Source organism: Leisingera sp. ABM4_103 (genome assembly GCF_056158685.1).
Genome location: NZ_JBSWTU010000007.1, coordinates 15,786 through 42,051, shown reverse-complemented (window position 1 = coordinate 42,051; position 26,266 = coordinate 15,786). Strand labels below are relative to the sequence as shown.

The window sequence follows — 26,266 nt, the reverse complement described above, 5'->3', positions numbered from 1 at the left end:
GGGCTAAAGGGTCCAGAGGGCAGTTACAGCATTAAAGACCCACAGATAACGCAGCAAGCTGCCGGAACGCGTTTTCATATGTCTGGCTAAATGACCCTGTATACCTATGAAAACAGCTCCGAAATGAGCGTGTTGCACAAATCGTTTCCGATGCGTAGCTGGTCCTTCGATTTGACTGCGGGATGCTGGTATGCCTTTCAAATTCAACGCGTCGCGGCGGGATAAGTTTGCGAAGGCAAAGTACCGTGTGACGAACTGGGCCGAATACAACGAGGCGCTCCGCCAGCGTGGTGACGTAACGGTCTGGTTCAGCGAAGACGCGGTGTCCCGGTGGGGCGCAGCGCGCTCTGGCAAGCGCGGTGGTCAACAACGATATCCTGATCTGGCGATCGAGACCTGCTTGACCCTGCGCGCCGTGTTCGGCTTGCCGCTTCGCCAAACGCAGGGCTTTGTCCGCAGTCCGCTGCCGCTCATGCAGACGGACCTCCCCGTGCCGGATTTTTCGACGCTTTGCCGGCGTGCGCCATCGCTTCAGATCGCGCCCGACACCCGGACAGCCAGTGGTCCGATCGCGCTGGTTGTGGACAGCACAGGGCTGCGTGTCCACGGTGGCCGCGAGTGGATGCGGGAGAAGCACGGGCTGCCGAAGGCCCGCAAGATATGGCGCAAACAGCATATCGGCTTCGATCCGGAGAGCGGCGAGCTTGTGGCGTCCTGCCTGACACCCCAGCATGTCGGGGACACCGGCGCTCTGCCCGCCCTTCTTGCCGAGGTATCCGGTCCGGTGCGCCGTTTCATCGGATACGGAGCTTATGATGGTGTACCAACCGCCGCGACAATCCGGCACGCGTTTGGTCCGGATGTCGAGTTGATCATTCCGCCGCCGAAGAACGCCGTTCCCGGAGATTGCCAGGCACGCAACGCCCATCTCGACATGATAACCGAAACTGGCCGAATGGCATGGCAGAGGGCCACCGGATATGGTCAGAGATCGCGCGGCGAGGCCCAGATCGGGCGCTACAAATAGGTCATCGGACCGGAACTGCGCAGCCGCACCATGGAGACTCAGACAACCGAAGCCCGCATCGCTGTCAACGCCCTCAACCGCATGACCCGTCTCGGTCGTGCAGCCTATGAGCGTGTCGCATAACGAACCGGGGAAAGGGGCAAATGCGGCCCGATCGCTATTCGTGCAACGCGGTCCCTGATGACCATGCGCGTCTATGACCCTGCAAAAGGCTGGGAACCGGCGCTGGTCAAAGGCGCGGAGCACGATGCGTACCGGCAATACTGCATCAGTCAGCCGCACGCATAGCAGGCGCAATTTAGGTCAGATAGACTGCCTTATTTAACATAAGCCGGATTACGCGGTTTTTGAGTGTAGCCGCAAAGCAGTATCCGTGTTGATCAAGCGTTTTTCTCTGACCAAATTCGCCCGTCGCGGAGAAGCGCGTTCGCCATGACGACAAGCTTCCTCATGATAGCTGTCAACGCAACTTTTGGCGGTTTTCCAGCTTTCACCAGCTGATCGTATTTTCGTTTTGCGCTCAGATCGTGGCGGATGACACAGAGTGCTGGCATGTACATGGCGCGGCGGAAGAATGCCCGCCCACCTTGAATACGTTCCTTGCCCTGCCATTTGCCCGATTGGCGTGAGATCGGAGCCAAACCAGCGAGACATGCGGCCTGTTTCCCAGTCATCTCTCCCAGTTCTGGCATTTCGATTAGCATTGAAAAAGCTGTGACCGTTGAGATGCCGGGGATGCTTGTCAGGATGTCGAAGCGCGCGGTTAATTCTTCGTCCTGCGCAACAAGATCCAGGATGGCTTGGTCGATCTGTTCGAGATGTTTCTCAACTTGAGCCAGCCGCTCTTTCAGGTGACGCTTCAGCAGTTTCTGAGTGGTTGTCTGCATCCGCGTACGCACTGTGACGCGATCCTTGATCAAACCGCGTCTGGCCGTCATCATCTCTCTGAGAGTATTGAGATATTCGGCTTTGGGTGCTTGCGGCTTAAGCTCCAGAACGGCACCCATCTTGGCCAAAACCGCTGCATCGACCTTATCAGTCTTCGCAATTTTCCCCGTCGCTTCGGCAAATCGGCGGGCCTGCCGAGGATTGATCTTGCAATAAGGGAAAATCTCTCTGGAAAGGCTGTTCTCCAGACGCCGATGGTAGACGCCCGATGCCTCGAACACGACCAAACTGGCGTTGCCAATTTCTATCCATCGATGAAGCGCGCGTAGGCCTTTACCATCATTGGCGAACCGCCTGTATTCAGCGCGCGTCTTGCTAAATGCGTCAAGCCAGTCTTTCGACACGTCGATCCCAATGGTATCGTTCATCTGTCTTTTCCTCACCTCGTCTTGTCATGCGGGCTTTGCGCCCCTGTATCCGTTCAGGTCGATAGAAAAGACGGGGGCGATCACACTGCTTTTCGGTCCTTGCGCGACCTGAAATGTCCCGATCCGTCCCCCGCCGCTGTCCGGCATATTTGAGGTGCCGGTCAGCGGCTCCCTTATCGCATGGAAGCCAAGGATCAGCCTAAGACAAGAAGTGTCACTCTCGCCTGCAATGAGAACAGGCAGAGAGATCGGGCATGGGATGGGTGATGATGAGCGAGCGCGAGTTGAACCGCGTGGAGGTTTTGGCACAGGTCGATGACGGCCGGCTGACGGTTGAGAATGCGGCGAACCTGCTGGATCTGACACGGCGGCAGGTATTCCGGCTGCTGAAGCGATACCGCCAGGACGGCGCATCCGCGATCCGTCACAAGGCGCGCGGCAAGCCTCCGAACAACCGGATCCACAAAGCGAAGCGCGACTATGCTCTGAGCCTGATCAAAGAGAATTACCCGGATTTCGGCCCGACACTGGCGGCTGAGATGCTGACCAAGAATCACGGGTTCAAAGTGTCTCGTGAGACCTTGCGCAAATGGATGATCGAAGACGGCATTTGGCTGTCGCGCAAACAGCGCCGGACATTTCACCAGCCGCGTTTGCGCCGGGAATGTTATGGCGAGCTGATCCAGATCGACGGTTCCGATCACCGCTGGTTTGAGGATCGCGCGCTGCCCTGCACCCTGCTCGTCTTCATTGATGATGCCACCAGCACCTTGATGGAGCTGCGTTTTGTGAAGTCGGAAAGTACGTTCAGCTATTTCGAGGCGCTGGAAAGTTATCTGGTTCAGCATGGCCGTCCGGTGGCCTTTTACAGCGACAAGCATTCGGTATTCCGAGTGTCCAAAACCGATGCCAAGAACGGCGCAGGCATGACCCAGTTCGGGCGCGCGCTGAACGAGCTGAACATCGAGATCCTCTGCGCAAACAGCTCTCAGGCCAAAGGCCGGGTTGAACGGGCGAACCGCACGCTTCAGGACCGGCTTGTCAAAGAGCTGAGACTGGCAGGTGTTTCGAATATGGAGGCCGGAAACGCCTTTCTGGAAGGCTTCAAGGCCCGCTTCAACGCCAAGTTTTCCAAGGCCCCGGCCAAACCGGATAACCTGCACCGGGCGCTGAATGTGGAACCGGACCGTTTGGCGGAAGTGCTGTGCTGGCGTGAGAACCGATATGTCGGAAAGCAGCTCACATTTTCCTATGACCGCAAGCGGATCATGCTGGAGGAAAACGAGCTGTCACGCGCTCTGGTCGGCAAATATGTGGATACCTATGCCTTTGCGGATGGCCGGCTTGAGGTGCGGTGGAAAGGCCAATCCCTGCCCTACAGAGTCTTTGATATGGACCAGCGCGTCACCCATGCTGCCGTCACCGAGAACAAACGGCTCAGTGCTGTTCTGGCTCATGTCAAAGAGATGCAGGAGAAAGCCCCGCCCAAGCCCAAGGTGCGGACGAACTCAGAGAAGATGGGTTATAAGCCGAATGGCCGGAGACCAGGCCGGCCGTCAGGGTCGCGGGCCAAGAAGAAGATTGTGCACGCGGCAGAATAGGCCCAAGAATGAAGGCATGACTGCCGACGACGACCCAGAGATCATCTTCTCCGATTACACGCAATCCGTCGTCATCGACGGGCATCATCTCGATGTTGAGATCTACCGAACCAGCATCAATCCCGGCTGGATCCTGTCCGTGGAGAACCAGTTCGGCACGTTGACGGTTTCCGATAACCCGCCCTTCTTCGGTGATGGCCTCGCCTGGCGCGCCTTTGAAGAGATCCTGCACGAAGAAGGCATCAAAGCATTCTACAATAAGAAAGAGCGGCGAAAGCTCGGTCTATGACCTGAGCCCCGCAAGGCTTTTCAGCCCTTCGATATGTGGGGTCTACGGGCTGCTAAGCCTTGCTCACGTCACGCCTCTTGGTGACGTTTCTGTTTTGCGCAGCCGGTGACATTTCTGAATGGTGTTTACATTGAGTTCACAGCGGGCATCATCTCGATGTTGAGATCTACCGAACCAGCATCAATCCCGGCTGGATCCTGTCCGTGGAGAACCAGTTCGGCACGTTGACGGTTTCCGATAACCCGCCCTTCTTCGGTGATGGCCTCGCCTGGCGCGCCTTTGAAGAGGTCCTGCACGAAGAAGGCATCAAAGCATTCTACAATAAGAAAGAGCGGCGAAAGCTCGGTCTATGACCTGAGCCCCGCAAGGCTTTTCAGCCCTTCGATATGTGGGGTCTACGGGCTGTTAAGCCTTGCTCACGTCACGCCTCTTGGTGACATTTCTGAATGGTGTTTACATTTGTGTGTACCCGCTGCCCCCCAATCAGCGCGACAGCCGGCTCAGGAACCGCTGGAGCCGCACGTCCTTTGGTGCGCCGAATATTTGCTCCGGCGCGCCTTCCTCGACGATCTTGCCGCCGTGCATGAATATCACCCGGTCAGCGATCTCGCGGGCGAACTGCATCTCATGGGTGACGATGAGCATTGTTTGCTTGCGCTCCGCAACGCGGCGCATCAGGTCCAGCACCTCGCCGACCCACTCGGGATCAAGCGCTGAGGTCGGCTCGTCGAACAGCATCAGTTCGGAGCCAATGGCCATGGCCCGGCCGATCCCGACTCGCTGCTGCTGCCCCCCCGACAAGCTCGCCGGATAGCTGCTTGCCTTGTCCGCCAAACCGGTCTCGGCCAGCACCTCAAGTGCGCGTGCGGCGGCCTCCGCTTTGGAGCGGCCCTGTACGGTGACCAGCGCTTCCATGATGTTTTCCTGCGCGGTCTTGTTGGCAAAAAGCGCGTAATTCTGGAACACAAAGGCGGAGCGCCGGCGCAGAGCCAGGATATCGGCCCGCGATGCGCGGGCGGTATCCAGCGCCACATCGCCGATGGTGATCCGCCCTGCGTCGGGCTGGTCGAGGAAGTTGAGGCAGCGCAGAAGCGTTGATTTGCCGGTCCCCGAGGGGCCGATGATCACCACCCGCTCACCCGGGGCAATGTCGAGGTCGATGCCGTTGAGCACCGCCGTGCCGTTGAAACTTTTGCTGAGGCCTCGGATAGAGATCATCGTGCATATGCCTTGTTCAGGTGGGTTTCGAGCCGTTTCTGGCCCTGGCTCAGCAGCTCGACCATGGCCCAGTAGATCAGCGCCACGACGAGGAAGGCCTCGAAGTAGAGGAAGCTGCCCGCAGCCTCCTTCTGCGCTGCGCCCATCATCTCGGTCACGCCGAGGGCGAAGGCCAGCGAGGTGCCCTTGATCATGTCGATGAAGTAGTTGACCAGCGTCGGCGCGGCGACGCGCGTCGCCTGCGGCAGGATGATCCGCTGCATCATCTGCAGCTGCGTCATGCCGACCGACTGGGACGCCTCCCACTGGCTGCGGTCGACGCCGATAATGGCGGCGCGGATCGTCTCGGCCATATAAGCCGAGAAATGCAGCGTCAGGCCCATGATTGCCGCGGTGATCCCATCGATGCTGGTCAGGAAACTCAGCACCTGCGGCAGGCCGTAGTAGAAGAGGAACAGCTGCACCAAGAGCGGCGTGCCGCGGAAGAAGCTGATGAAGAGCACCACCGCCCAGTCGAGCCAGCGGATGCGAAACACCCGCTCGACCGCCAGCAGCGACGCGAGGATGAGCGCAAGCACCATCCCCGCTGCCGCCATGCCGAGCGTCAGCGGGACATAGCCCAGGATAACGGGCACCAGCCCCAGCATGTAATCGAGGTCCAGTCCCTGCATCGTCTTACTCCGGACTGGTGATATCGGTGCCGAACCACTTTTGCGAGATCTCGGCCAGCGTGCCGTTTTCGCGCAGGGTGGTCAGTGCCGCATCGACCTGGTCGCGTTGCGCAATGCCGGCCTCGTCGTTGCGGAAGGGCAGCGCGTTGCGGATCTCGGAGAAGGGTTTGCCGGCCAGCGCCAGCGGCAGCGGGCTTTCCTGGATCAGCTGCGCCGAAGAAACGCGGTCCATCACAAAAGCGTCGACGCGCCCCAGCGCGGTGTCCTGCGCGATGTTGGATTCGTAGGTCTTGATCTCGACCTCGTCAGCAAAGGGCAGCTCGCGCAGCAGCTGCTCGAAGTTCGAGCCGAGATTCACCGCTACGATGCGGCCGCGCAGATCCTCAACTCCGGTAACCTCTTCATTGCCTTCGCGCACCACCACCTGTGCGCCGTCGTAAACGTAGGGCTCGGTGAAGGCGAACTTCGCCTCGCGCTCGGGGGTGATGGTGATCTGGTTGGCAATCGTGTCGATGCGGCCCGCATCGAGCGCGCCGACGAGACCGGAGAAGGACATGGTTTCGAACTCGACGTCGAGGCCCGCTTCCTCGGCAACGGCGTTCATCACGTCGACCTCGAAGCCTTGCAGCACATCCTGCTTGACGAAGGTGAAGGGGAAATAGCCGCCCGACATTCCGACGCGCAGGGTTTGGACCTCCTGCGCGGCAACCGCACCGGAAAGCCCGCCGTTGAATGCGGCGAAGAGAAATGTGGCGGTGACGATGGACTTGAGCATTCTGGCAACTCCTTTGAACTAGGAGCACTAGGTGTTTTCGCGGGCTCCGGAAATCAATGGCTAGGAAGAGAAAAATCCCCTGTCGCCGCCTAACGCGCATTGGCCGGAACGCCGTTCTGCATCTTCCACCTCAAGCGGAATGAGCGTTTAATCTCCAGAACCGCTGGGCTGGTCCGGTATGCGCATACCGGGAGGCTTTTGGCCTGTGCTCCGTGCCCCGGGGGTAATCCCCTCGATCCTTAGGGGGTGCGCAAGTAGAATTTTCTCGTCAGGAGGAACGAGGAGATTCCGATGAAGAAGACACGTTTCACAGAGGCCCGGATCATGGGCGCCCTGCGCCAGATGGAGGGCGGTGTGCCTGCCGCCGTGCGGTGCTGCGAACATGGCATGAGCAGCGCCACGCTGTACAGTTTACCGCATCGGAACTTCCTCGACTACGCTTGACTTGAACCCGCCGAATTGAGAAGCGAAAATCAACAATCTCAAGAAGCAGAATGCCGGTTCATTGACGCTGGCTATTGCCACACTTTTTGAAGGTTCCAGTTCCGCGAACAAGTGTGAAAGCATTGTCAAGTTCACAGTTGCGGTCGTTTAGAGTTTGATTTCCCCCCTGTTTTGTTGATCATTTTCTTTGTACCTCATATCAGCACGCATGACTAAAAAACACGCCAATATATCCAGATTGTGCAACAGCTAGTTAAGGTGATCAAGAAGACGGTTTTGCACTGACACAAGTATATCTTAATGATCTTGATTGTGTTCGCTGTGCGATTTTTGAATGCGTCTTACAGTCCACCAAATAGCTATGACTATAACGGGCACAAACGCAGTGATTGCCAATTCCGGGGCTACGATGCTGTATAGTCCCGGTATCCCCTTAATGAAATAGGCGAGGAGGCCGATTACATAGTAGGAAATCGCCGCCACGGACAAACCCTCTACAGTTTGTTGCAACCTTAACTGCAGTCTCACTCTTTCGTTCATTGAGGCTAAGAGGTCGCCATTCTGGCGCTCAAGTTGTACATCTATCCAAGAGCGAAGTAGTGAAGTCGTGCGCGCCAGTTTGTCGGATAGGTTTGCCTGCCTCTCTTCTACCGAGCGGCAAGCGCGCATTGCCGGTGCAATGCGACGATGCAGGAAGTTACGCCATCTATAGCATCCAGGTACAAAGGTTTCGCCCAAGGCGGTCAACCTTTCTTCTACAATTTCGTAATACGCTTTGCTTGCGCCAAACCGATAGAGGCTCGCAGCTGTTTCAGCCTCAAGTTCGGCTGACAGATCCGTGAGTTCCGACAACAGTTCTTCACTCTTTTGACGTGCCGAAAGACGCATCTCGGCAGTTACGGTAGAAAGGCGCTTCTCCATACGACGCAATCGAGGAGTGATTTCTCTGCTCATAGGGATGCCCAAAAGAGAAAGAGTGCGGTATGTTTCGATCTCCAACAACCGTTGGGCCAACGCTCCAAGTCTCGAAGGTGATAGGCCATGATCTAGGATCAACATTCGAGTAAGACCGTCCCGATCTTGCTGGAAATCTGTGACAATATCCGCCATGCCCTCTTCGACCAAAGAGTGGCAGCGACTTGTCGGATTAAAGGTTTCAATAAGTTTCGCGTTCTCTTCAGACCAAGGCAAAACATCGAGGCGAATGCCACAAACGACAGGGCCGGGCGCTTTAAATCCCATCTTGAAAGGATCTTGCCCCTTCAGTTTTCCGGTTTTTTCATCGATTGGTGCACTCCAAAGATAGGTCGAAAACTCGGTGTGTTTTTCGCAATGAAGCCCGCTTTGATTCCACGTTAGTCCGTGATGGGGAGTTTCGTGGTCTGGATTTTCAGTTCCCAAACGACGAGAAATTTCTGCTAGTGTAGCTCGATCTTTCTCGAGATTTCCTTCGTTCATGAAGGCCAATTGGGTCAGGGCGCTGGAAGCCTGTACAATAGGAAAAGGGCGAGCATGGACTTCCTCGACAGCCACAAGCCTATCTTCATGAGATTCCATTCCGTAGACCCTGGTTCGAACCTCGCCGACGTTGCCATTCATGCTCACGCTATTTCCCTCCGCTTCTATTGTTTGATATCTGTGTCTGCCTTCTGGTCGGCGTAAGTTATGAGACGGGAGCTTCGGTAGCCGATGCTATGCGTCCATGTCCAACTTAAGGCTACGCTGAGCCTGTTCTGTACGCCAATAAGAAAGTAAATATGGATCAACTTCCACATCCACCAAGCGAATGTCCCGCGCAACTTGAGACGCCCCATGTCGACAACCGCTAGGCGTCGACCGATGGTGGCGAGGTTGCCTTGGTGGCGATAACGGAACGGCGCGGGTGGCTTTTTCTGCTTTATGCGCCGGCTGATTAGATCGGCAACGTATTGGCCTTGCTGTTTGGCAGCTGGTGCCAATCCCGGCACGGTTTTCCCATCTTCACCTGTTGCCGCTGCAGTGTCTCCGATCACAAAGATGTTCGGATTGTCCGGGATTGTGAGGTCGGGGCCGACAATAGCACGTCCTGCACGATCAGCTTCGGTATTTAGCCATCGAGCTGCTGGCGATGCCTGAACGCCTGCGGCCCAGAGTATTGTTTCAGCTGGGAGGTGCTTGCCGTCGACCGTAACTCCCTCTGAAGAACATTCTGTCACGGGTTTCCCGAGTCGGATCTCAACGCCAAGTTTCTTGAGAGCTTTACGAGTGTAATCTGAGAGCTTCTCCGTAAAGACAGGCAAGAGACGTGGACCAGCCTCAATCAATATAACCTTGGTCGCATCCGGATCGATAGACCGGAAGTCTTGCTTCAAGGTCAAGTGGGCGAGTTCCGCGATTGTACCGGCCAGCTCAACCCCTGTCGGGCCACCGCCGATCACGACAAAGGTTTGCAAGGCAGCCCGGCGAGCGGGGTCTGGCTCACGCTCGGCCTTCTCGAATGCGAGCAATACGCGTCGACGTATCGTCACTGCATCCTCAAGGGACTTCAGCCCGGGCGCGTAGGGCTCCCAAGCATCATTGCCAAAGTAGGAATGCCGAGCTCCGGTGGCCAGTACGAGGATATCGTAGGGTATGGTCGTTCCATCAGTGAGCAAGACGCTCTGCGTCTGGGCATCGACCCCGTCCACTTCGGCAAGGAGCGTTCGTACGTCCTTGCGTTTGCTGAACAAAGCGCGAATAGGCCAGGCAATTTCCGAAGTCGAAAGCGAAGCGCTTGCCACCTGGTACAACAAGGGCTGGAACAGGTGATGATTGCGCCGATCAATGATCGTCACATCTGCCCCCTTCTTGGCTAGGCTCTGCACAACTTCAAGGCCACCAAATCCTGCGCCGACCACCACAACGCGTGGACGCGCGTTGGAGTAATCCGACTTAGCCTCTGTGGAATGACCACCCGACGGTCCCAGCTGGCTATCGTTGCTTGTGTCCTGTCGCATGTTCTCTACTCCGGTTTTTGCTCAAGACAATGCTTCAGCATGGTGGGCGAGATGGTCGCCTATAAAACTCTCGATAAAGTAGTAGCTGTGGTCGTAGCCCGCCCGCTGATTAAGAGTCAGCGGATGGCCAACCTCATCACAAGCAGCCTTGAGCAGGTTGGGGCGGAGTTGAACGGCCAGGAACTCATCGTCTCCACCTTGATCTACCAAGATGGGGAGGCGCTCCTGCGCGGTTTTTATCAGTTCGACCGTATCGTACTGTTTCCAGGCCTCGGGGTCGTTGCCAAGATAGGCTGCAAAGGCCTTCTTGCCCCATGGCACTTGAGTTGGAGCAACGATGGGGGAAAACGCAGAAACGCTTTTGTAGCGACCGGGGTTCTTCAGCGCTATCGTCAATGCACCGTGCCCACCCATCGAGTGACCAGAGATAGATCTCCGATCAGTCGCAGGGAGGGAGCTTTCGATTAGCGCGGGCAATTCATCAACCACGTAATCGTACATTTTGAAGTGCGAACTCCACGGCGCCTGCGATGCATTCAGGTAAAAGCCAGCACCCTGCCCCAGATCATACGCTTCATCGTCAGCGACACCTTCGCCTCTCGGGCTGGTGTCTGGAGCGACAAGGATAATACCATGCTCGGCCGCGAACCGCTGCGCGGAGGCCTTGGTAATAAAATTCTGTTCGGTGCAGGTTAGACCGGATAGCCAGTACAGCACCGGCGCTTTGCCGTCTTCAACTTGTGGCGGTAGGTAGACGCCGAACCTCATCGAACACCCCAGGCTAATCGAGTCATGTTGATAGACGTCCTGCCAACCGCCGAAGCTGGCGTGATGTTCGACACGTTCCATGTTGGTTTCCTTGCTCTGACGACCACAGGAAGGAGTGGCATCTCATTAGATGCCCTGTGGTTTGACTTCAGGGGGGGAGCGTCGCCGACGCTTCTTTCAGCGTCGGCGACAATTACTCATTGGTCAGCAGGTATCGCTGTGATCTTCCGTTCTTCAAACGAAAGCGTACGCGCAGATCTTGTTGCCCGCCGGATCACGCAGGTATGCTGCATAGGCGCCCGGCAGGTGATCCCGGGGACCGGGCTTACCTTCATCGGTGCCCCCAGCCTTCAGGCCTGCAGCGTGGAACGCATCCACTTCGGCCGGAGAGGCCGCAGCAAAACCTACGGTAGCGCCGTTGCTGGAGGGCTCATCGCCGTTGCCCGGTCGCGCGATGAGGAAGGCCGGCTTGTCGCGACCATACAAGTTCCATCCGTTACCGAAAGGACCGAGGTTGCTGATACCTAGCGCACCCAGTGCCGCGTCGTAGAAGGCGACCGACTTTTCCATGTCGGCGGCGCCGAGAAAGACGTGCGAGAAGATGCCGTCACCAGAGATTACGGGATTAGCCATAGAGAACTTCCTTGATGTTTGGTGTTGATAGTAAAGATTGCAACCCGCTGATTAGTAGCGGATCACCGTGCGGATCGATTTGCCTTGGTGCATCAGATCGAAGGCTTCGTTGATGTCTTCGATGCCCATGGTGTGGGTGACAAAGGGTGCCAGGTCGATTTCACCTTTCATGGCGTCTTCGACCATGCCCGGCAGCTGACTCCGTCCTTTGACCCCCCCGAAAGCAGAGCCCTTCCACACACGGCCGGTGACCAACTGGAATGGCCGCGTCGAGATTTCCTGGCCAGCGCCAGCGACCCCAATGACGATCGATTGACCCCAGCCGCGGTGAGCCGCCTCCAAGGCAGCCCGCATGACGTGGACGTTGCCGATACACTCGAAGGTATGGTCAATACCCCAACCCGTCATTTCAATGAGGACTTCTTGAATCGGCTTTTCGTAGTCTTTCGGGTTGATGCATTCGGTGGCCCCGAACTGACGTGCCAACTCGAACTTGTCCGGGTTGGTATCGATTGCGATAATGCGCCCAGCTTTCGCCTGGCGCGCCCCCTGAATGGCGGCAAGGCCGATACCTCCGAGACCAAAGACGGCAACGGAGTCGCCCGGCTGCACTTTGGCGGTATTGTGAACAGCGCCGATACCGGTGGTCACGCCGCACCCGAGCAGACATACATGCTCATGGTTGGCTTCGGGGTTGATCTTGGCAAGGGAAACCTCTGCCACAACCGTGTACTCAGAGAATGTCGAGCAACCCATATAGTGAAAGAGGGGCTGACCATTATACGAGAAGCGGGTGGTTCCGTCAGGCATCAAGCCCTTACCTTGGGTCGCGCGTACCGCGACGCAGAGATTGGTCTTACCGGACTTGCAGAACTCACACTCACCGCATTCAGCGGTATAGAGCGGGATGACGTGGTCGCCTGGCTTGACGCTCGTGACTCCTTCACCCACCTCGACTACGACACCAGCGCCCTCATGGCCCAGAACCACAGGGAAAATCCCCTCCGGATCATTGCCGGACAAAGTGAACGCATCAGTGTGGCAAACACCGGTGTGGGAAACTTTAATGAGGACCTCGCCCTTCCGGGGAGGCGCGACATCGATTTCTACGATTTCAAGCGGTTTACCTGCTTCAAAGGCTACGGCGGCACGTGACTTCATTTTCGTATTCCTTGTTGGTTGAAACGGAACCTTTGGGAGCATGCGAACATGCTGAAGTGCGCTTTCCGGGCTGATGTCATCAGCGGGGATTGAAGCGTCTCTCACTCCTTGAACGATTAGATAGCATACTCCCCTATAGTATGCAAGTGACATCTCCTTTTTATAGCGCCCGACGCCAACACCTCATGAACCCCGAAAGAATAGGCTCAATATTTTTGTTGTTTTTCAAAATGATGTCGAAAGACACCGTCACGGGAGCTGAGGCCTCATCCCGGAAGAACAAGTGCTGAAGGCTCGTTCATTCCGCCCTATGATCTTGCCGTCTTGCCAGAACTCGACCCGCTCGGCATAGGCGCGGATCTCGACTGGCCGACCGACGGCGCGGCCATCCACCGAGTAGCGGTTCTTGTCTAACCGGACGAGACAGGTCTTCGAGACTGATGCCGGAATAGCGTGGAATCCATCAAAGGGGCCGACATATGGCACCAGACTCGCCCACTCGCCCTCGAAGATCTCCCAGATCGTGCGGTCTCGAAGCCCCTAATGCGGATGAGATTTGGACCAAGCAACGCAGCGGTCCTCGAGCCAGGCGTTGAGTTCGGCGTAGCTCTTAAACTTGGGCCTGGGCACGAAGAAGCGCCGACGGACAACGCCGACCTGGATCTCGACCTGCCCTTTCTCCCAGCCAAACAATTCGATAACGCTGATGTCAGCACTTCGGCAACCGCCGCCGAGTTCATGTGACAAAACCAGCCAGGAAGATCGAAGTACGAGTTCATCCCATCAGGGAGAACAGCGCCTCGCTGGCCTGACCAATTCTGCGGCCTGCAAAACAGTCACAGAGACCTGGTTCACTGCCATGTGAGTTTGTGCTTTGTTAGAAGGATGTAAAAGGTGTCGTCGGGAACTAATCCCAAGTTTTGGATTAGTTCGAGGTAATCCATCGTTGAGTAAAACTCGGTGAACCTTTCATTTTCCACTTTGGCGAATATTTGAGCTGGGGCATCGAAATCAAGACCATTTGATGGGTTTTTAAGATGGAAGACTAAACGCGCCGAGACCCACAGGCCCTGCTCTATGATATGCGTCACGGAGATCCGCCGTGGTCCGAGTAAGTGTTGTAGCGCTTCTGCCACATCGCGATGTGTTACTCCGGGCTCCAAGTAGGGTGAACTCACTCCGACCAAAACGGCCTCATGGGACAGGAGCTGGTCAATCACCTCTAGGTCTCCGTCCTCCCAGATGGCTTTTAGCCAAGCGAGGACAAGTTCAGTGTGCGTCATTATCTCATCTCGTTGTTTGGTCACGAGCCAGCGCAGGTTATGCCTCCGGCGGACTTCGTCAGCAGTTCTACGTTGAGGCTTTCAAGCGCCCATAAGCTTCAGGCTTCGCAGGCCTAAGAGGGCCTGATGTCACATTTGAAGGAGGTGCCACCGCCAGGTTATTATCTCCGTCCCATCCACACATGCTATTGTGGATGGGACGGAGCGACGTGCCGCCAATCCAAGCCAATGAACTATTTTATTAGGTTCTACTTTCGGTCCGTTCGGCAATTGGCAACATCGCTATTCATTTGACACCTGCGGCCATCAGCAGATGTCTGATGCGAGTGGCCTTCAGGCTCGCCCCGCATACTACCATACAGTATACGAATAGTTCGTTCAATGGCCTGCTCTTTGTGTAGCGACTGTATTTTTGAGGTGTCTGGGCCCCATTCCTGACGTCTTTTGCACACGGCATTGGCGACGGTGACAAGCCTACGAGCGACTTCAGTCACAATGCCCTCCGTTCGGCTCCCATAAAACCATCATGGCATAAAAGATGTCGTTGGGTGGGGGCATCCACCGCATCGGTTCACATTTCTGAAATGGCGTATCTGCATGGAAGTCCCGATTCAGCAGGTTGGACGCGATGGTGAAGGCGCGGTTGCTGTCGGTCGTCACCTTGTATTCCTTGGATCATGCGACGTGCATGCCATACTCTCGCGTCAATCGGCCAACACGACGATGACCAACGTTTAGGCCAAGTTTGTTTTAGCTCCCTCGGCTCTTCTGTCATCCTTGGACGATCGTAGCTGCCCAGACTGAGACGGGACTGTCCTAGATGGGGCTAGGAGCACCAGGTCGGTTTGACGTGCTCCCTTTAGAGTCCGCGTTTTTCAGTTAGCTCTGTTCAGGGTTGATGTGCTCCCCAACGTGCCCTCGGCCGTTGTTAGAATTTCCCGGTTCCATCAGGTTCACGGGCTGGTGTCGTGAACTGATTTCATCAGGTCTGCCGGGACCTTGTTCCCGATAGCCCCGTGCGGGCGTTCTTCATTGTAGATCCTATGCAGGTTCTCCGCGGGAGCCGATTGCCCGATCTTCTTAGGAGTTCAAACCGAGGAGGATCGATATGCAGACCCAAAAACATGACTCGCGTAGTGCTTCGGCCGACTGCTATGTGGCACTGGAACTCAGCCGCAGCAAATGGTTGCTCGGCGCTCTCCTGCCGGGGCTGGAGAAGGTGCTGACCGTGACCGTCTCGGGTGGCGACGCGGACGGGCTCCTCGCAGCGCTCGCCGGTATTGCCGACAAGGCGGTCCGCAGGGGGTATCTGAGTGTCCGGCCGCGGGTGTGCTTTGAAGCCGGCTACGACGGGTTCTGGCTGGCGCGGTTTCTGACCGATCGCGGGATCGACGTGACGGTGCTGGATGCGTCGAGCTTTCTCGTGTCTCGCCGTGGCCGGAGGGTGAAGACCGACCGGATCGACGTCGAGGCGATGGTCTTCACGCTGAAGGCGTTCCTTCTCGGCGACAAGTCAGTCTGCCGCGCCGTGCGCGTACCGAGCCCGGAAGAAGAGGATGCGAAGCGGGTCTCCCGGGAGCGCGTGCAACTGGTCAAGGAGCGCACACGCAATGTCAATCGCATCCGCGGACTCCTGAACCTGCACGGGATCCGCAGCGTGCAGGGGCTTCACGGCGGCGACTGGCGGGCTTGGCTCGACAGGGTCAGGACAGGTGACGGTCGGCCCCTCGGCAGCCATCTCTTGCGGGAACTTGGGCGGCAGTTCGAGCGTCTCCACCTGGTGATCGCACAACTGAGAGCGCTGGACACAGAACGCGCGGCAATCGCCGAACAGCCTGACCAAGTACCCTGTGGCCAGAAGATAGCCATGCTGAGGCGGTTGCGTGGTATCGGGGAAGGTGGTGCGACGACCTTGGTCGCGGAAGTCTTCTGCCGCCGCTTCCAGAACCGAAGGCATCTCGCCTCCTACTTGGGCCTCGCACCGAGCCATTACGCCAGCGGTGATCTCTCACGCGATCAGGGCATTAGCAAAGCTGGCAACAAGCCGGCGCGGGTGATGATGGTCGAACTCGCCTGGTGCTGGCTCCGATACCAGCCGCAGAGCCAGCTCGCACTGTGGTATCGTCGGCGGTTCGCCGGGCAGTCCGGACGGTCTGGCAAGGTGGGCATCGTCGCACTGGCGCGGAAGCTGGCCATCGCGCTTTGGCGGTTCGTCGAAGACGGCCTTGTGCCGACCGGTGCCAGGTTGAAGACCGAGTGATTCAGAATTCGGCCACCGACGGGTGACCGGAAGCCGGAACGTTGACCGTGCGTAGAGAGGGCGCTTCAGACGCCGCGTTGTAGTTTGGTCCCGTCCCGGCAGACGTGCATTTGGCCACCATGAATTGGGATCGTGGTTCGGGAGCTGTCCCGACCGAATACAAGTCGAGGCGCCAGGCGCGCCGCCGCCAGCACATGCACGAGGATACGAACCGGAGGGAAGAACAGAAGCTTGACACTTAAGATATCATACAAGTCTCTACGCCAAGCCTCCAACTTTTCGGCTGCATCTTCAAGGCTCATGAGCCAGTGCGCGTTCAGGCACTCCGCCCGGAACCGGCCATTGAACGCCTCGATGAAGGCGTTGTCGGTAGGTTTGCCCGGACGGGAGAAGTCCAATGTCACGTCGTTGGCATAGGCCCAAAGGTCCATATCCTTGGAGATGAACTCGCTGCCCTGGTCAACACGGATGGTGGCTGGGTAGCCGGTGCGCTTGCATACTTGCTCAAGCGTCGCGACCACGTCCTCCCCGCGATATGTGAACCGAGCATCAAGCACCGGGACATAGCGTGAGAAGGTGTCGACGACCGTCAGAACCCGAATTTTCCGGCCTGTCGCCAGCTGATCATGAACGAAGTCCCTTCCGGCAGATTGCGCCTGCGCAATCGCCTTTCGGGCAGCGCATAGCCCAGACGTCATTGGGGCTGACAGCCTCCTTGCGGTCATCCCGCAGCTTGGCCTTCACCCGGCGCTTGGGTGTCTTGTTCCGAAGCTGCATGCCCAACTCCTTGTAAATGCGATAGGTCTTCTTGGCGTTGATCTCCCAGCCCTCCCGGCGCAGCAGCACATGCACACGCCTGTAGCCGAAGCGCACGCGCGTCTGGCAAATCTCCCGTATCCGCTGTTCCAAAGCGGCCTGCCCAGGCCGGCGGGATTTGTAGCGATAGGTTCTCGGATCGAACCGGATCACCTCGCAGGCCCGGCGGATCGACACCTGCCAATCCGCCCGCATCCCGTCGACCAGCGTCCTTTTCCGGGCAGGCCTCAAAGCTTTCGCTTAATGACGTCCTGCAGCATTTCCTTGTCGAGCGCGAGATCCGCGACGATCTTCTTCAGGCGCGCGTTCTCCTGCTCGAGTTCCCTGAGCCGTTTCATCTCGGATGGCATCAGGCCAGCATATTTTTTCTTCCAGTTGAAAAATGTCGCCGTGCTGATCCCGGCCTTGCGGCAGACCTCGGCCACCGAGGTGCCGTCCTCCGCCTGCTTGATGATGAACGCCTTCTGCGCGTCCGTGAACTTCGATGCCTTCATGCGTTTCCGCTCCTCTCCCAGCCAGGGATTCTCTGCGGAAAACTCTAATCAAAAACGGGGGCGTTTTCGGGGATCACATCAGGCTTACAAAAGCCGTTTCATTTTCGCGCAGATGTGGCTCCCACTGAATACATGACATCTCTGCCGCTCCGCCGTGGCGGAGCGGGTTAGTCCAACTTCACGTAAGGCCGGACATAGAGAGGCGACATCAGACGCGGCTCATGCCCTCGCTCCACACAGAAATGGCCAAGGTGGTGGGCGCCGCCGCATGCTTCCATCGCCACGACGCAAGGTGAGAGCCTGGACAAGAAGGCCAACAGCCGATGGCGTCGGATGCGTTTGCGCAGAACCACCGCGCCATCGCCATCCAGACCAGCAACACTGCAAGTCGTCTTTCCCAAATCAATGCCCAGAACTGCGATCTCCATCAGAATGCTCCTCCTTCTCCGCTGATCTCTACGACAATAGCCGTGGTCCCGGCGGGAAGGCAGTTCATCCCATTACGTCAGGTTCGGTGCCGTTGGCTGGTCGGACGGCCGCGGCAGGCACGCAGACCGCGAGCTGACGTCAAACACTTCACACTTATGCTTGGCGCAGAACGCATCGCGATGCTCTTCAGAGAGAGTTGGTACATAGGCCGGTCTGACGCCTGCGCGCAACCAATCCGACGAACGTGATGTACCAGGCGGTATTATAAGAGCGGGAGATGCCTATCCGAGGCGGGCGCAGCGCCAGGCCGCAACGGTTATGACGAACCGGGGCAGATCGACATGGCTGAGGAATTAGGGAGCCCACCTCGCACAACGCTGTGGTTTCAAGTACGCGATGGTTGCTCTGGCTCGCCATATTGCGGTGATACCCCATCTGATCTGGGTCGATAGCTCAGTATTCCAGCCGGATACCCCTCCGAACATGGCCTGACTGAATGTTCTTCTGCCCTCTGCCTGCTTGATCGCAGGTCTTCGAGGTCTCGTAGGGACGTGGTTCCGATGATGCCGTAATCTGGACTGTCGCTGACTTCCGGAAAACACGCCAATTAGATGGGCACATCGAAATTGCATCGAACCAGCATCATGTTGGCAGCCAGCGCGCCGACCACGGACCGAAGCATATACCCGAAGGACCTCAATCCAAAGCCGCCGCAGAATGCTGGACGGGCAAGAATAGAGCTGGTTAAGACGCTTTGGCGGACCAATTTGCCTGCCAAAATGGCTTGACTGAAACGGCCTCGTTTCCGACGGTCGGCCCCTAGTTCATCGTGAAGCTCAGACATGGAGCGACAAAGATTTTCACTTCAGGTATGTCTTAAGAATTTTCATTATCTCAGCAATTTCATCATCGACGCTGCGCAGCGTGCGAGAAGACGTTGCGGCGGCATCCAAGCTAAAGGTTTCCTTCAGATGGCTTTGCATTACCTCTGCCATCAGGCCGTTTGCTGCGCCCCGCATGGCAACAATCTGTTGCAGTAGGGCAGCACAACCAGTCCCGCTGTCAATCGCTCTTTCGAGGGCTTCTGCTTGACCTTTAATGCGTCGAAGGCGTGTGATCGTACGCTTCTTCTCTTCCGGAGTCTGCAGCATCAAGCTATCCTTTATTCTAGTGGCAACATACAATACAATAGTAGAGCTTCAAGAAGCTAGGTTGAAGATTCGTTGCACCCCTTCAGGTGGAGCTATCTTGACGCCATCTTGACTTTTAGTTGCGCGCTCATCAGAACCATAAAGACCATAGTGGATTGAAGGGCTTACGCAAGCTATAAGTGGATATGTGCGGCGCCTAGGTCACCTCGTAAGTGAGTTCGAGAGATGAATGCTCTGCCCACAGAAAACTGGACCGTATGAAGCTGGAGTTTTCCGCTAAGCTTCCCTGTCTGGGAGAGGAGCGGAATCACATGAAAGCATCGAAGTTCACGGAGGCGCAGAAGGCCTTCGTCCTGAAGCAGAGCGAGCAAGGCACGCCGGTCGCGTAGATCTGCCGCAAGGCGGGGATCAGCCAGGCGACGTACTTCAACTGGAAGAAAAATATGGGGGTCTTCTGCCGGACGAGATGCGCCGGCTGAGAACGCTGGAGGATGAGAACACCCAGCTGAAGAAGATCGTAGCTGATCTGACGCTGGACCGGGAAATGCTTCAGGATTTCATTCGGCGAAATGTATGGTTCGCCCCGCCTTTGCAAGGTTCTTCCTGATGACGTTCAGGATTGCATAAATGTATCAGGCTTCTCGCGAGTGGACTGGCTTTCCAGCCAGGCCATGATGAGATCCGCACGCACTGTTCCCAATTAGCTTGTCCGGGCACGACGCCCGCTTTCGCAGCGGGTTTACAGCGGGTCGATCATCATTTTCGTCATCATTCCGAACCTCGCATTCTGATCCGGGCGTTCCGGATGAGTTTAGGCACAGACCCCTTCGGGTGCGCGCCGTTCATATGTTGCCCCAGGCGTGCTCAGCACGACCCAGACAACCCTCGCCAACTTGGCCGCCAGCGCTACTGTGACCTTGTTGACCTGCATCCTGGCTCGAAGCTCGTCTGCCCACTGGCCAAGCCGGTCTTTCGTACGGTCGAGATGCATCAAGACCGATCGCGCTCCGTGGATTAGAAGCGTTCGGAGATAGCGGCTCCCTCGCTTCGCAATGCCGTGAAGTGTCTGCTTGCCCACAGTGGAATGCTGCCGCGGCACAAGACCCAGCCATGCGGCCACGTCTCGTGCTTTCTTGAAACGCGCAGGATCACCAATGAATGCAAGGATGGCAGTCGCTCCGAGAGGACCGACTCCCGGAATGGTCATCAGCCGACGCGCGGTCTCATCACTGTCCGCGATGTTCTTGATCTCGGCTGACACGCTGAAGATAGCCGGTCTCCTCAGCAGTGTGGTTCTGCAAAACCACTGTTGAGACCTGAGGCCGGTTATGGCCACACGCTGCGCTATTTGGGGGGCTACGCGCGTGGCCATAGCCTTAATACAGCGCTTCTTTCCGACGTGCTACGGCAGCGAGTTCATTTCTCGCTATCTGGATCTTTGGGGCTACGCCAACCTTGTCACGCTGGACTTCTCACGGCCCGCAAAACCCACGGGCAGCGGAATGCCGGAACGCCCATTGGTTCATGAGCCTTGCGGACGCTCGCGAAAAGCTGGAGGATTGGCGTAGACACTATAACGACGACAGACCTCACAGTGCGATCGGATGCAACGTACCGATCGCCATGCACTATCCCGATGGCGTCACCAGCCCGTCATCGTGAAACAGCCCGGAAATTCCAGCTTACGGTGGTCCAAGGTTGGGTCGCAGAGAAACTTGTTATCAAGTCGAATGGTGAGTGGAGGAAACGACGATTGAACAACGCGAGTCGAGAAAGCTGTAAAATACGAGAACTAGCAGTCTGCTTGGCTGAAGTTTCAGAACGGCCATTAACCCGGTTTATTCATCCAAATCGATGGGGGCAGGTTGCGTGCGCCTGAAAGCGCCGTAGAATCAAGTTGCTACACCAAAATCCGCCAGCAGCTTCGGACGCACGCATGGGTGAAACGCTACGGCCGGTCACGGCCGGATTCAACCGCTCTCTTTCGATCGAAACTCGCGCCGAGCGCCTGACGGGCGATCCTGGCGCAGTACTGCTGCGAGAAGCTCTCGACGCGACCGGGATTATCGGCTGGATGGCGGCGCGGATGAAGGACAGCCGCCGCCAAGCCGATGTCGTGCATGACCTGCCGTCGCTCTTGCGGACCATGGTGCTCCTGGTCGCTCAGGGTTGGCAGGACCACGACGATGCGGATGCCTTGCGGCATGATCCAGCGATGCGTGTGGCGGCCGCCTCGTCGGCCGGGCTGACGCCGCTGACTGGGCACCCTGGGCTGGCCTCTCAGCCCACGCTTTCGCGTTGCACAGCGATGCTGGCGGAGCCAGGCAACCTGAAGGTTCTGCGGGAGGCTGCCCTCGAACTCGCCGGTCGGAACCTGCGCGCCGAGAATGGCGGGCAGCGGCGCACTCGCATGACGCTGGACGTCGACAGTCTGCCCATCGAGGTGCATGGCCATCAACCGAAGGCCGAGTGGAACGGGCACTACCGGACCCGGGTCTATCACCCGCTGGTCACCTCCATCGCCGAGACCGGCGACATGCTCGACGCGCGTTTACGCCCCGGAAATGTCGGCACTGCCGACGGTGCGCTGGACGTCATTCTCGACGTCGTCGATCGGGCCGAGGCCAGCCTGTGCAAGATCACGACCGTGCGCATCGATGCAGGCTTCCCCTCTGGCGCGCTCCTGTCGGGCCTGGAGGGGCGCGGCATCCACCACGTCGCCCGCCTGCGGGCGAACGCAGCCCTCGACAGGCTCGCGGCGCCGCACATGAAGCGACCGCCGGGACGACGGCCGACGGAACCGCGGCTTTGGACGCATGAGCTGGAATACCAGGCGCAGGGCTGGGACGAGCCCCGCCGTGTGGTGCTGGTGGTCAAGGAGCGCGAGGGCGATCTGCTACTCGACCGCTTCTTCCTCGTCACCTCGATCTCGCGCTTCCAGATGAAGGGGCAGGCCCTGCTGGACCATTATCGCCAGCGCGGCAAAGCAGAAGGCCACATGGGCGAGCTGATGGACGTGCTGTCTCCAGCGCTGTCCTCCACCAATCGCGCCAAGACCCATCTGCGCGGCAAGAAGCCGAAATCGGTCACGCCCCCCATCGATGCCTTCGCCTGCAACGAAGTCCGGTTGCTCGTCGCCATGCTCGCCTACCAGATCATGCACGTGGCGCGCCGGGCCATGGCGCGCGCCACGAAAGCCCCTTGGAGCCTGCGCCGCCTGCGGGAACGCGTGCTGCGCGCCGGCGCTCGTCTCATCATTTCAGCCCGGCGCATGACCTTGATACTTGCCGCAACGGCCGCGCCCTACTGGGCCGCCATCTGGCCGCAGATCCAGATGCTACGCGGGGCCGACCCATAATCGCGAGCAAGTTGCAGATGCCGCCGACAGAATGAACGCCCAGGGGCGGCCAGAAGTCGTGGCCGATCCAAAGGGTGAAATCATCCAAAGGATGTCGTCTCGTCCACTCTCTCAACCAAACCGGGATGCGTAGCTCTCATCGGCAATAAGCTGGTGCCCAGAAGCCGGCAAGAACGGCTTCAACCCGCCTCCAGCGCGCCGCCGAGCCGGCTCGGCGAATAATGCGGGATTAAAGCTGAAGGCTCTATTTGAGCACTATTGCAACAAGTTAGAGAAGCTAGAACTACCCGTAGATAGAGCGTCTCTAGGTTTAGAATTATTGCACCCAAATATCACCGGATGGCAATATATATGGAATTCACAATCCTCAACCTCAACTTCTCTTGAATGCCCGATTAGTTCCAATGTGGATTATACGAACAGTCCCGCGCTCAAGGTTAGTCTAGCAGGCCAGCCTATCAGGTATCCTCTGATTTCTAAGCAATGTGAGCTCCCGATGCTGGAAAGACTTAGAAAGGACGGGGCTACCGATTACTACATAGTTCCTTTACCGTTTCTTGACAGGTGCCGAACTGCGTTCATCTCGTACGCTACGCATCGTACTAACGGATTTCGTCATGAACAGCTGATAGATCTTCACCTTGCAACAATTCTGATTAGCCCATGGATCGAACGACACGTGTTGCGTCGAATATCTAAGGATATCCTGGAAGTTTATGTAGGACGCAGATCGGGTGCACAGGTTTACGAGGGGGTAATTAAGAGAGGAGCTGCGGAAATTGTTGATGCCGTCATTTTTTTTGCTGATCTTCGAGATTTCACAAAGCGCTCTAATAGCCAAAATCTATCTACTGTATTGGAAGATTTAAATCAATGGCTGGAGCTTTTGGTTGCGGCCGTAGTTAATAATGGTGGCGAGGTTCTAAAATTTGTTGGTGACGGAATCTTGGCGATGTTTCCAGTGGGGGAGGAGGGTTTGGAAAACGCAAGCCAATCTGCTCTACTTACCTGTAGAGAGGCGTTGTCAACAGTTTCGAACCTTAATGTTCAGAGGGAAAACTTGGGACAGCAGAAGATATTTTTTGTTATGGGCCTCGATGCAGGAGAAGTAGCATATGGAAATGTCGGCGGGATCGAGAGGCTTGATTTTACAGCAATTGGGAGAACTGTAAATCGTGCGAGCAGACTAGTTGATCTAGCCAAGGATCTTGAAATTACTGTTGCAATATCAAGTACATGCGCTGACAACTTGTCATGTGAGCTAAGCCATGTTGGCTCTCATTTTTTGCGCGGCTTTGACGAAGCTATCGAAGTTTATTCGCTTTGATATTGAGCAAGAGGAATATTCGGTTCTCAGAGGTGTCCAGCTTTCGACGAACCCGGTTGTTGATTTCCGCTTCTCTATTCGGCGGGTTCAAGTCAAGCGTCACCGAGGAAGGTTCCGAGGCGGTAATCTTTGTCTTCCGCGGGGTCTCGCTTCTCTTCGGGATCGGCACACGGGCCCTCCCATGATGGGATAAGAGGAACAAAGCGGCTCGATCTGAGAAACGTCATGGCGGCATGGGCGTCGCCGGCACTGCGGAAATCGCGAGCTCACTTCATCCACCGTCCCGCGAAGGACGTCTTGCCGCCTTGGGCGGACCTCAGAGTTGAAAGAGCTGAAGCGGCTCTAGAAGGAGAACAAGCGGCTCACAATGAGCTTGCCTATCTTTCTACGTTTCCCGAGAGGATTAGCCGCAATAAACCTGCCACTAAGACGAGCACGACAACACTTAATATCCATATAATCGTCATCCAGCGCAGTCGCTTCCATAAGGTGGCTGACACTTTCTTCATTTCTCTTCCTCCGTCATGTTTACAGTCTCGAATAGGAGGTTGCATTCCCTGCGATTGCGTGTCTTCGGTAGACAGATAACATTGTACAGGCAATATTTTGGCGGTGCTCCGCTACCCAACCTTGGACCGCCAGGAGCTGGCTTTTTCTGGCTCTGTCACAATGATGAGCTGGTAACGCCATCGGGATAATGCATGGTAATCAGAACGTTCCATCCGATTGCCCTGCGGGGTCCTTCTTCATTTTAGTGCCGACGCCAATCCTCCGGTTTATCGCGGGCATCTGCAACGCTCATGAACCGGTTAGCGTTCAGGTAGCCAGCGCCAGTAGACTTTAGTCCATCCCTTCCTCTCGGGATAGACCAGGCTATGCCGCAGCGGGAAACTCTCAAGAAGCTGCCCCGGCAATCCTCCCCGACTTGCCCAACAGCTTCATTGCCACGCCCCAACCCAGTGATCTGCCAGTGCAGACCATATCCGTGGGCCTGCTCCAAAGAAGAAAAGCAGCTGTCGGGTTCTTCTACTGAGCCTTTAAAAAATGATTGGGTCGGTGGGTAATGTTGACTTCGTCGCCGCGTTCTCCGCCCGCAGCCGAAACGGTGGCTTTGTGGCGGTCCAGGCCTGTGTATATGATATCCTGCATTTGGCCTCTACCCAATCTTTTGACACTACGCCAGCCAATCTGGCGCAACCCTCGTACGGAGAATGCCTCTGGAGAGGCCACCGCCCCAGTCAACTGGTGACCCCGATCATCCGCTCTAGTGATACCCTTCATCACTGACCTTTCCGCGGAAAACCCAATATGCCCAAGCGGAATAGGTTAGTATGATTGGAACAATGAAAACAGTACCCACCAACAGGAACTTTTGGCTTTCTCTCGGTGCTGCAGCGTCCCAAATCGTAACTGACGGGGGTACTGAATGAGGCAAGACACTGATACCCAGGCCCACAAAACCCAGGAAGAACAATAGCAAAGCCATAAAAAATGGAATTCGGTCTGATCCACTCTTTATCCCACGGAAGAACACCACAGAGCTTAATGCAACAAGTATCGGAACTGGTGCGGTAAACAACATGTGGGGTAGAGCGAACCATTTCTGCCAATATTCAATGCTCAGAAACGGCGTAGCTATACTTACCAGAACCAATGCCACAAGCGTTGCCACCCCGAGAGAAAGAGCCATCTTCCTCGCGTGCTCTTGAGCTTCCCCCTCGGTTTTCCAGATCAGCCAAGTTGCGCCTAGAAGGCTATATCCAACCACAACCGATACGCCTGTCAGAACGCTAAAGGGTGTCAGCCAATCCAACCAGTTTCCCGCATACATATTCTCTTCTACGCGCACTCCCTGCAGGATCGCACCTAGAGTCATACCCTGGCATAGTGCTGCAACCAACGAACCTGTCGTAAAAGCCAAATCCCAGAACCCTCTATGCCGAGGGTCTCGCCAACGAAACTCAAATGCAACTCCTCGAAAAACGAGACCCAAAAGCATCGCAATCATAAGCGGATAGGTTGCCGGCAACAGGATCGAAAAGGCCAAAGGAAACATTGCCATCAGCCCTCCCCCACCAAGCACCAACCATGTTTCGTTCCCGTCCCATACAGGAGCAATAGAATTCATTGCTTGATCGCGCTCGGCGCCAACTTTCAGACTCGGAAACAATATCCCAATCCCCAAATCGAAACCGTCCATAACGACATATGCGAAAACCGCAAATCCAATAATGCAGGCCCACATGACGGTTAAATCCATGTTTTCCATG

Annotated in this window: 23 protein-coding genes and 6 pseudogenes; 11 read left to right on the top strand and 18 right to left on the bottom strand. The window is 56.7% G+C overall.

The features are described from left to right. Positions 1–190: 190 nt before the first annotated feature. Positions 191–1,027, top strand: coding sequence for an IS5 family transposase (locus ACXAED_RS22530; RefSeq protein ID WP_475053780.1), 837 nt, complete (start codon positions 191–193; stop codon positions 1,025–1,027). Positions 1,028–1,407: 380 nt separating this feature from the next. On the opposite strand, the gene ACXAED_RS22525 is transcribed toward ACXAED_RS22530, so the two are convergent. After that, positions 1,408–2,343 carry an IS110 family RNA-guided transposase gene (locus ACXAED_RS22525; protein WP_475053778.1) on the bottom strand — a complete coding sequence of 312 codons (936 nt, stop codon included), beginning with the start codon at positions 2,341–2,343 and terminating at the stop codon, positions 1,408–1,410. A gap of 254 nt (positions 2,344–2,597) precedes the next feature. On the opposite strand from ACXAED_RS22525, the gene ACXAED_RS22520 reads away from it, so the two are divergent. From ACXAED_RS22520 to ACXAED_RS22510, 3 genes are all read left to right on the top strand, one after another. Further along, positions 2,598–3,944 (top strand): ISNCY family transposase, encoded by a 1,347-nt coding sequence (locus ACXAED_RS22520; protein ID WP_475053777.1) that lies wholly within the window; start codon positions 2,598–2,600, stop codon positions 3,942–3,944. A 16-nt stretch (positions 3,945–3,960) separates the two neighbouring features. Then, positions 3,961–4,233 (top strand): hypothetical protein, encoded by a 273-nt coding sequence (locus ACXAED_RS22515; protein WP_475053775.1) that lies wholly within the window; start codon positions 3,961–3,963, stop codon positions 4,231–4,233. Between the two features lie 203 nt (positions 4,234–4,436). Continuing rightward, on the top strand, positions 4,437–4,586 hold the full coding sequence (locus tag ACXAED_RS22510; protein WP_475053772.1) for a hypothetical protein: 150 nt from the start codon (positions 4,437–4,439) through the stop codon (positions 4,584–4,586). A gap of 130 nt (positions 4,587–4,716) precedes the next feature. Here the strand turns inward: ACXAED_RS22510 and ACXAED_RS22505 are convergent, their stop codons facing one another. Genes ACXAED_RS22505 through ACXAED_RS22495 form a run of 3 tightly spaced genes read right to left on the bottom strand, consistent with a single transcriptional unit; the run spans position 4,717 to position 6,897 of the window. After that, positions 4,717–5,451, bottom strand: coding sequence for an amino acid ABC transporter ATP-binding protein (locus ACXAED_RS22505; RefSeq protein ID WP_475053770.1), 735 nt, complete (start codon positions 5,449–5,451; stop codon positions 4,717–4,719). Beyond that, positions 5,448–6,122, bottom strand: a complete 675-nt coding sequence (locus ACXAED_RS22500) for an amino acid ABC transporter permease (RefSeq protein ID WP_475053768.1) — start codon at positions 6,120–6,122, stop codon at positions 5,448–5,450. The genes ACXAED_RS22505 and ACXAED_RS22500 overlap by 4 nt, the downstream gene beginning before the upstream one ends. Positions 6,123–6,126: 4 nt before the next feature. Continuing rightward, entirely contained in the window at positions 6,127–6,897 is a 771-nt protein-coding gene (locus ACXAED_RS22495) for an amino acid ABC transporter substrate-binding protein (RefSeq protein WP_475053767.1), read from the bottom strand. Between the two features lie 291 nt (positions 6,898–7,188). On the opposite strand from ACXAED_RS22495, the gene ACXAED_RS22490 reads away from it, so the two are divergent. Further along, a complete protein-coding gene (locus tag ACXAED_RS22490) occupies positions 7,189–7,341 on the top strand; it encodes a transposase (protein WP_475053765.1) in 153 nt (50 codons plus the stop codon). A 297-nt stretch (positions 7,342–7,638) separates the two neighbouring features. On the opposite strand, the gene ACXAED_RS22485 is transcribed toward ACXAED_RS22490, so the two are convergent. From ACXAED_RS22485 to ACXAED_RS22450, 8 genes and pseudogenes are all read right to left on the bottom strand, one after another. After that, on the bottom strand, positions 7,639–8,898 hold the full coding sequence (locus ACXAED_RS22485) for a DUF3422 family protein (protein ID WP_475053764.1): 1,260 nt from the start codon (positions 8,896–8,898) through the stop codon (positions 7,639–7,641). A gap of 65 nt (positions 8,899–8,963) precedes the next feature. Next, on the bottom strand, positions 8,964–10,316 hold the full coding sequence (locus ACXAED_RS22480) for an NAD(P)/FAD-dependent oxidoreductase (protein ID WP_475053761.1): 1,353 nt from the start codon (positions 10,314–10,316) through the stop codon (positions 8,964–8,966). Between the two features lie 21 nt (positions 10,317–10,337). Continuing rightward, on the bottom strand, positions 10,338–11,165 hold the full coding sequence (fghA, locus tag ACXAED_RS22475; RefSeq protein ID WP_475053749.1) for an S-formylglutathione hydrolase: 828 nt from the start codon (positions 11,163–11,165) through the stop codon (positions 10,338–10,340). A gap of 153 nt (positions 11,166–11,318) precedes the next feature. Next, complete coding sequence (locus tag ACXAED_RS22470; RefSeq protein WP_475053746.1) at positions 11,319–11,717, bottom strand: VOC family protein; 399 nt, start codon at positions 11,715–11,717, stop codon at positions 11,319–11,321. Positions 11,718–11,768: 51 nt separating this feature from the next. Continuing rightward, the gene (locus tag ACXAED_RS22465; RefSeq protein ID WP_096790530.1) at positions 11,769–12,878 is read right to left on the bottom strand and encodes an S-(hydroxymethyl)glutathione dehydrogenase/class III alcohol dehydrogenase; all 1,110 of its coding nucleotides are present in this window, start codon (positions 12,876–12,878) and stop codon (positions 11,769–11,771) included. Between the two features lie 288 nt (positions 12,879–13,166). Next, positions 13,167–13,565: pseudogene (locus ACXAED_RS22460) on the bottom strand (Mu transposase domain-containing protein); the annotation flags it as partial. Positions 13,566–13,729: 164 nt separating this feature from the next. Further along, positions 13,730–14,161, bottom strand: coding sequence for a nuclear transport factor 2 family protein (locus tag ACXAED_RS22455; protein WP_096790531.1), 432 nt, complete (start codon positions 14,159–14,161; stop codon positions 13,730–13,732). Between the two features lie 576 nt (positions 14,162–14,737). Further along, positions 14,738–14,975, bottom strand: a pseudogene (locus ACXAED_RS22450) (IS3 family transposase); the annotation flags it as partial. Positions 14,976–15,269: 294 nt separating this feature from the next. Between ACXAED_RS22450 and ACXAED_RS22445 the strand changes: the two are divergent. Beyond that, a complete protein-coding gene (locus ACXAED_RS22445) occupies positions 15,270–16,421 on the top strand; it encodes an IS110 family RNA-guided transposase (RefSeq protein WP_475053760.1) in 1,152 nt (383 codons plus the stop codon). Positions 16,422–16,675: 254 nt separating this feature from the next. On the opposite strand, the pseudogene ACXAED_RS22440 reads toward ACXAED_RS22445, so the two are convergent. Continuing rightward, positions 16,676–17,731 (bottom strand): annotated as a pseudogene (locus ACXAED_RS22440) (IS3 family transposase); the annotation flags it as partial. Positions 17,732–17,907: 176 nt separating this feature from the next. Next, positions 17,908–18,159: pseudogene (locus ACXAED_RS22435) on the bottom strand (IS110-like element ISMmg1 family transposase); the annotation flags it as partial. A gap of 214 nt (positions 18,160–18,373) precedes the next feature. Between ACXAED_RS22435 and ACXAED_RS22430 the strand changes: the two are divergent. Further along, positions 18,374–18,517: a hypothetical protein gene (locus tag ACXAED_RS22430; protein WP_475054071.1), complete on the top strand. Its 144-nt coding sequence runs from the start codon at positions 18,374–18,376 to the stop codon at positions 18,515–18,517. Between the two features lie 503 nt (positions 18,518–19,020). On the opposite strand, the gene ACXAED_RS22425 is transcribed toward ACXAED_RS22430, so the two are convergent. Further along, a complete protein-coding gene (locus tag ACXAED_RS22425) occupies positions 19,021–19,311 on the bottom strand; it encodes a metal/formaldehyde-sensitive transcriptional repressor (RefSeq protein ID WP_096790533.1) in 291 nt (96 codons plus the stop codon). A 311-nt stretch (positions 19,312–19,622) separates the two neighbouring features. On the opposite strand from ACXAED_RS22425, the pseudogene ACXAED_RS22420 reads away from it, so the two are divergent. Next, a pseudogene (locus ACXAED_RS22420) lies at positions 19,623–19,879 on the top strand (transposase); the annotation flags it as partial. A gap of 243 nt (positions 19,880–20,122) precedes the next feature. Here the strand turns inward: ACXAED_RS22420 and ACXAED_RS22415 are convergent. Beyond that, entirely contained in the window at positions 20,123–20,683 is a 561-nt protein-coding gene (locus ACXAED_RS22415) for an IS110 family RNA-guided transposase (protein ID WP_475053758.1), read from the bottom strand. 34 nt (positions 20,684–20,717) lie between these two features. Between ACXAED_RS22415 and ACXAED_RS22410 the strand changes: the two are divergent. The 3 genes and pseudogenes from ACXAED_RS22410 to ACXAED_RS22400 all read left to right on the top strand — a co-directional run. Further along, positions 20,718–20,973, top strand: a pseudogene (locus ACXAED_RS22410) (integrase core domain-containing protein); the annotation flags it as partial. A gap of 274 nt (positions 20,974–21,247) precedes the next feature. Further along, on the top strand, positions 21,248–22,669 hold the full coding sequence (locus ACXAED_RS22405) for an IS1380 family transposase (RefSeq protein ID WP_074743528.1): 1,422 nt from the start codon (positions 21,248–21,250) through the stop codon (positions 22,667–22,669). Positions 22,670–23,165: 496 nt separating this feature from the next. After that, the gene (locus tag ACXAED_RS22400; protein WP_475053757.1) at positions 23,166–23,996 is read left to right on the top strand and encodes an adenylate/guanylate cyclase domain-containing protein; all 831 of its coding nucleotides are present in this window, start codon (positions 23,166–23,168) and stop codon (positions 23,994–23,996) included. Between the two features lie 377 nt (positions 23,997–24,373). Here the strand turns inward: ACXAED_RS22400 and ACXAED_RS22395 are convergent, their stop codons facing one another. Together ACXAED_RS22395 and cydB are read right to left on the bottom strand one after the other, a co-directional pair. Next, a complete protein-coding gene (locus ACXAED_RS22395) occupies positions 24,374–24,505 on the bottom strand; it encodes a DUF2474 family protein (RefSeq protein ID WP_102906836.1) in 132 nt (43 codons plus the stop codon). Between the two features lie 755 nt (positions 24,506–25,260). Then, positions 25,261–26,265 (bottom strand): cytochrome d ubiquinol oxidase subunit II, encoded by a 1,005-nt coding sequence (gene cydB / locus ACXAED_RS22390; RefSeq protein WP_475053756.1) that lies wholly within the window; start codon positions 26,263–26,265, stop codon positions 25,261–25,263. Position 26,266 lies beyond the last annotated feature (1 nt).

Excerpts from the sequence above, each read along its gene's own strand:
- ACXAED_RS22530 (WP_475053780.1), top strand. The coding sequence starts at position 191 with ATGCCTTTCAAATTCAACGCGTCGCGGCGGGATAAGTTTGCGAAGGCA.
- ACXAED_RS22525 (WP_475053778.1), bottom strand. The coding sequence starts at position 2,343 with ATGAACGATACCATTGGGATCGACGTGTCGAAAGACTGGCTTGACGCA.
- ACXAED_RS22520 (WP_475053777.1), top strand. The coding sequence starts at position 2,598 with ATGGGATGGGTGATGATGAGCGAGCGCGAGTTGAACCGCGTGGAGGTT.
- ACXAED_RS22515 (WP_475053775.1), top strand. The coding sequence starts at position 3,961 with ATGACTGCCGACGACGACCCAGAGATCATCTTCTCCGATTACACGCAA.
- ACXAED_RS22505 (WP_475053770.1), bottom strand. The coding sequence starts at position 5,451 with ATGATCTCTATCCGAGGCCTCAGCAAAAGTTTCAACGGCACGGCGGTG.
- ACXAED_RS22500 (WP_475053768.1), bottom strand. The coding sequence starts at position 6,122 with ATGCAGGGACTGGACCTCGATTACATGCTGGGGCTGGTGCCCGTTATC.
- ACXAED_RS22495 (WP_475053767.1), bottom strand. The coding sequence starts at position 6,897 with ATGCTCAAGTCCATCGTCACCGCCACATTTCTCTTCGCCGCATTCAAC.
- ACXAED_RS22490 (WP_475053765.1), top strand. The coding sequence starts at position 7,189 with ATGAAGAAGACACGTTTCACAGAGGCCCGGATCATGGGCGCCCTGCGC.
- ACXAED_RS22485 (WP_475053764.1), bottom strand. The coding sequence starts at position 8,898 with ATGGAATCTCATGAAGATAGGCTTGTGGCTGTCGAGGAAGTCCATGCT.
- ACXAED_RS22480 (WP_475053761.1), bottom strand. The coding sequence starts at position 10,316 with ATGCGACAGGACACAAGCAACGATAGCCAGCTGGGACCGTCGGGTGGT.
- fghA (WP_475053749.1), bottom strand. The coding sequence starts at position 11,165 with ATGGAACGTGTCGAACATCACGCCAGCTTCGGCGGTTGGCAGGACGTC.
- ACXAED_RS22470 (WP_475053746.1), bottom strand. The coding sequence starts at position 11,717 with ATGGCTAATCCCGTAATCTCTGGTGACGGCATCTTCTCGCACGTCTTT.
- ACXAED_RS22465 (WP_096790530.1), bottom strand. The coding sequence starts at position 12,878 with ATGAAGTCACGTGCCGCCGTAGCCTTTGAAGCAGGTAAACCGCTTGAA.
- ACXAED_RS22455 (WP_096790531.1), bottom strand. The coding sequence starts at position 14,161 with ATGACGCACACTGAACTTGTCCTCGCTTGGCTAAAAGCCATCTGGGAG.
- ACXAED_RS22445 (WP_475053760.1), top strand. The coding sequence starts at position 15,270 with ATGCAGACCCAAAAACATGACTCGCGTAGTGCTTCGGCCGACTGCTAT.
- ACXAED_RS22425 (WP_096790533.1), bottom strand. The coding sequence starts at position 19,311 with ATGCTGCAGACTCCGGAAGAGAAGAAGCGTACGATCACACGCCTTCGA.
- ACXAED_RS22415 (WP_475053758.1), bottom strand. The coding sequence starts at position 20,683 with ATGGCCACGCGCGTAGCCCCCCAAATAGCGCAGCGTGTGGCCATAACC.
- ACXAED_RS22405 (WP_074743528.1), top strand. The coding sequence starts at position 21,248 with ATGGGTGAAACGCTACGGCCGGTCACGGCCGGATTCAACCGCTCTCTT.
- ACXAED_RS22400 (WP_475053757.1), top strand. The coding sequence starts at position 23,166 with ATGCTGGAAAGACTTAGAAAGGACGGGGCTACCGATTACTACATAGTT.
- ACXAED_RS22395 (WP_102906836.1), bottom strand. The coding sequence starts at position 24,505 with ATGAAGAAAGTGTCAGCCACCTTATGGAAGCGACTGCGCTGGATGACG.
- cydB (WP_475053756.1), bottom strand. The coding sequence starts at position 26,265 with ATGGAAAACATGGATTTAACCGTCATGTGGGCCTGCATTATTGGATTT.